3 protein-coding genes and 1 pseudogene are annotated in these 4,653 nt (G+C 36.7%); all 4 read left to right on the top strand.

What is annotated here, in order from left to right:
* Positions 1-1,380: pseudogene (locus Hs30E_RS10470) on the top strand (hypothetical protein); the annotation flags it as partial.
* Positions 1,381-1,767, top strand: a complete 387-nt coding sequence (locus Hs30E_RS10465) for a hypothetical protein (RefSeq protein WP_172209886.1) — start codon at positions 1,381-1,383, stop codon at positions 1,765-1,767.
* A gap of 360 nt (positions 1,768-2,127) precedes the next feature.
* Positions 2,128-2,583 (top strand): hypothetical protein, encoded by a 456-nt coding sequence (locus Hs30E_RS10460; protein ID WP_172209885.1) that lies wholly within the window; start codon positions 2,128-2,130, stop codon positions 2,581-2,583.
* A 182-nt stretch (positions 2,584-2,765) separates the two neighbouring features.
* Positions 2,766-4,653 (top strand): type VII secretion protein EsaA (gene esaA / locus Hs30E_RS10455; RefSeq protein WP_172209884.1); only part of this gene is annotated, 1,888 nt, incomplete at its 3' end.

Raw genomic sequence — 4,653 nt, 5'->3', positions numbered from 1 at the left:
GGTAATGCGGCAGGCGAAATGGTCAACGGCATGGCGCAGATGAACGTGGTTGAAATCACGAAAGGTGTCGGTACGCTCCTCACAAATCCAGAAGCTCAAAAACAAGCACTAGCAGGTATTGGCGAGTTGTGGCATCAGCTTTCAAGTGGTAATGCTTATGTAGCAGGCGAGACAGCGTTTAATGTTGTGAGTTTGTTTATCGGTGCATCAGAAGTTCAGACAGCTTTCACGGTAGCACGAGGTGGCGAGGCAACTAGCATTCTTTCTAAGGTTGGAACATTTGGCAAGGCACTTGCTAAAGAGGGCGCTAAGAATGCTAAAACTCTGGCTAAAATGCCCGCTAAACTTTTAAATGATACCAAGACAGTGTTTAAGAATGTTAAAACTGCAGTTGTTTCGAATGCAGGCGATGTCAAGAATATACTTCTAGGCAAGACAGATGATATTGTGGAAGTATTGAAGAATACTCAAGCTAAAGTTATCAGTAAAGCAGATGAATTTAGAACAGTTATTAGAAGTGTTGGCGATGAGTTATTTGGTGGCAACACCCCCCGTTATGCTTTTGCGGGAGCAGATGATGGTCAATCAATTTTTAACACGCTGGGTAAAAATTCAGATGTCGTGACTAAAAATGATGTTCAGAAGAATTTCAATAAGGTTGTGGGGGAAACAGATGGTGTAGGTCGGGCAAGTTCTGGTAGTCGAGAAATACTAGAAAATCTTGCGGAGACTACACTTAAAAATAGTGACAACTTAGCAGACAGTACTAAGTCTATTTTGAAAGGTATTTTAGATAATCCCAATAGTACGAATGAGCAGTTAAAGGCTGTAGATGATTTAGCTAAGAAGTTGGATGAAGCACCTAAAGTTGAAGTTAAAAATGGTATCAATCAAGAAGAATTATTCAAAACCATTGAAGATATGGATCCTAATATATCCCCACGTCCAGATTCATCAACTTATCTTAAGCCAGACTATATTGAATCGCATTTGAAACAATTTGATGAAGGAGTTGCTAAAATTCAATCAGCAGAACGTCGAGCTGATGATGTAATAAAATATGGCGAAGGATTTGGGCCAAATGGTCAATATATCATGCCTAAAGATATTGCTGAAAAAATTATTCAAGCAAGTGGAGATGATCCTAGAATTTTAGAGGAATTACTTGGACTTAAAAATGGAGAGCTTGGTAACAATCCGCAATTATTTGTGATGGATAAAGCTCCAAGTGGTATAAATATGCCAAGTGGAAATGAACCAGGTGCAAATGAATTATGGCGTCCCGGAGGGTATACATATCCTGGTGGAATATCAGAAGCAACGTTACCGGAAATGCCGGCTGGCTCATTCAAGCAATTCAATATTTTTGGAGGTAAATAGATGTTAAATACAATAATAATGGTGGATAAGAAGAACTATATCACTCTATTAAAAAACGATAATGGTCAATACATAGTTGAATGGTCTGATGGTGCAGCGCATGTATACAGTGAGTTAGTTGCTACTTTAGATGCAAATGAGGTTATTTCAGGAAAAAAAGAATTAGTGTCTCTGGCATTTAAAGCAAAGAATGGCGCATGGCCACCTAAAGTTACTCAAAAAGAAGCAAACCGGATTTTTTTGAGGAACAATATTGCCTTGTTACAAAACGATGCAGACAATCAACGGCTGTTTACACGAATGGAATTGGATAAAATCCTTCCAAAAGGTTCAGAAATTTTAGCAAGTAGCGATGATATTGTTGGAAATACACATGGCACTCACTAAGCTAACCTAGGAAGAAATTTCACAATATAAGCCAGTAACTAACCCAGATAATTTACCAATCTTTAAAAAAGGAACAGCTTATTATGTAGTAATTGAGATGGGAATTGTTTCAGTTCGTAAAATATATTAGACAGATTTATCAAGCGTTATCTCGATGTATGGAGAACTCTCACAAAAAGATGTCAAAGAATTTGACAATCTAGGTGTGTCAATCAAGGTTCGAGATGAGGAGGCAGCGCAATGAGTGTCACAGAATTTTATGCGGATGAGTGGCAGGCTCAATCGCCAGGTTTAGCCACAGGACTGGGCAATCGTGTGACAGCCCTTGTAAATCTGTCACAAGTTTTTTAAGGAAAATGAATGAAGACTTTAGAAGACTTACAAACTGAGTTAATTCAGAATATCTATAATGCAATGAATACAGATGCGGATGTCTATTTCTTGAATGGAGAAATTAATAATCTTTATGCGACGTACGAACGTTTTTTTGCTAAAGATAATAAGCTAATTCAAAAAGATACAGATATTTCAGCATTAAATCTTAAATATAATTTGTTGGGATTGTTAGATGAAGCTGAAAGTAAGAACATGGCTATTATGGCACAAATTCGTGATTATTTCGTTAAGAATAATCAATCTGTTCCGAATCGGTTACGCTTTACTTTTGATACACGTACTAAAAAGCTTGACGCAGATTTTGCCTACGCAACATCTGATATGATTGGCGATGATGATGAAAGTGTTGAAAAATGGAATGAATTTCTAAGTCGTGACTTGTGGATTGAAGAGTTGAAAAATCAAGGCTTTCGAGAATAATAAAAAGCAGCGAATAACTATCGTTATTTAGTATTTAATGCACATTCAAATAAAAATAAAAATGAAAATAATTCAAGAAATGGAAGTGATTGAGAAAAACATTTAATGAAAGGAAAAAAATGAAACAATACAAAAAAATAAATCAAAAACTAAGACACATCCAAAATGTTCTGCTATCAATTATGGTAGTCACTTTGGTCTGTTTGATTAGTATTTTGATTGTCATGAACACGAAAACTAAAGTAAGTAAAAAGGTTGAAAAGCCAACTATTGCCTTAGTCAATGAAGATTTACCTGCCGATTTTAACCAAGTAACTTATAATTTTGGTAAGAATTTCGTTGATTTGGTCTCAAATGACAAAAAATATAATTGGCAAGTCGTCTCACGTTCGGTTGCGGATAGAGCCTATATTGAGGAATCTGTTGAGGCGGTTATTTACCTCCCAACTACTTTTTCTCATGACATCTTGACCTTGCAAGACCTAGACCCTACCAAAGCGCAAGTCGGCTATAAGATTCAACATCAATCTGATAGTTTATCGGAGAAATTGCTCCAAAGTAAAATTGTGGATGTACTCTATGATTTTAACCAAAGCGTTGTTAAGATGTACTACGCTAGTGTTGCAGGAAATCTTGCCGAGGCTGAGGCGCTTTTAAATGGAGTTGTTGGAAAACATGAGAACTTAGTGATAAGCTTGTCGACAGATGTTGATGAACCATTTAAGGCAACCATGCCCTACTATATAACGCTTGCCTCTGGTACAAACGGTTTAAAGAGTATGAATCAAGCCACGATTTCTAGTAGTAATACTTTTTCAGAATCAACTCAAAATATCTTGATTCAGACAGGAACAAGCTTAAGTAGCCAGCTCCCACAGGTCAATGCTTATTTTGAAGTTCAGAATCGTATCGGCGAAATCAATGTTAAAAATGCGAATCAAGGCATTGTCAATCAAGCGACAGACGATGAAGTATTTTATAAATCTAAGTTTGATGAGCTGAATAGTACGATTTACAACAACTTGTCGCCATTGTATCATGTCGAACATGTGGTAGATGAGTTAGGGAATGAAAGCACTATCGAAACTGGCAAACTTGCGGCACTTTCTTCCAAAGTAATGGCTTATAATGCTAAAGTGGCAGCTGTTCGAGATGATTTGAAAACTCAGTCAGACAACTTAGATAAAAAACGTACTGCTCTTTTAGAGCTTGAAAAAGATTTGTACCAACAATTCTTCATTCAAGATTTAACACCAACGGTTTTTGACAAGGACGCTGAAGATAATCAGATTGCAGGTAATTTTGATACTTTTTCTGGTGTTCAAACAGATGATAATGCAAGAAGTGCTTTAGTAGATAAGATTAAAAATTCTTTTGGTCGGAAAGATAACATGAATGTTCAAACTGAAACAGACGGTTCAGTTACTTATCCAGTTGGTAATCCTTACTTGGCAAAACTAGCTACTTTGATTTCAGGACTTTCGACAACTGTTGCTGATTATAAGTTTAATGACCTGTCACTTGACTCTAAAACAGTTGATAAATATACAAAAGAATTAGACCTTATCGAGCGCTATGCTAGTGCGTATGGCATTCCTAAAGGATCAGTTACGATTGTTCTTGACTCAGAGAAGAGTGCAACGAATCAAAAATTTACTTATTCAGCTCAAGTAGTCGTTCCAGCAGGCGCACAATATAGAACAGTCTTGGAACGAGAGGCTAAAGTGAATAAGCTTGCTAATATTTCAGGAACTTTAGGGAGTTGGACATCTGAGCCCGCTGAGAATGCTTATATACTTGATAACTCAGCTGAAACTGTTCCAACGACTTATATGGTAGAATATTTAGTTGACCTTGGCGATAAGACTGATTTTACCTTCAAAACCGAGTGGTATGATGTTACTAATAGTAGCCCTGTTCTAAGTACAGCGTCAACTTTTGTCCTTGCGCCTAGGGATATTTTAACTAATCATTATAAGTCAGTTGATGAGGAATTTAATCATCTCACAGAATTATTTAATCAAATAGATGTTACTGCTAATTTGATTACAACCTTGTATGGTGCGCCAA

The sequence above is a fragment of the Pseudolactococcus hodotermopsidis genome, assembly GCF_011170085.1.
GTDB lineage: Bacteria > Bacillota > Bacilli > Lactobacillales > Streptococcaceae > Pseudolactococcus > Pseudolactococcus hodotermopsidis.
Note: the sequence above shows the minus strand (reverse complement) of the source record. Positions and strands in the feature narration are given on the sequence as shown.

What these genes read in the sequence shown, in the direction of transcription:
- Hs30E_RS10465 (WP_172209886.1), top strand. Translation starts at nt 1,381, where the DNA reads ATGTTAAATACAATAATAATGGTGGATAAGAAGAACTATATCACTCTA.
- Hs30E_RS10460 (WP_172209885.1), top strand. Translation starts at nt 2,128, where the DNA reads ATGAAGACTTTAGAAGACTTACAAACTGAGTTAATTCAGAATATCTAT.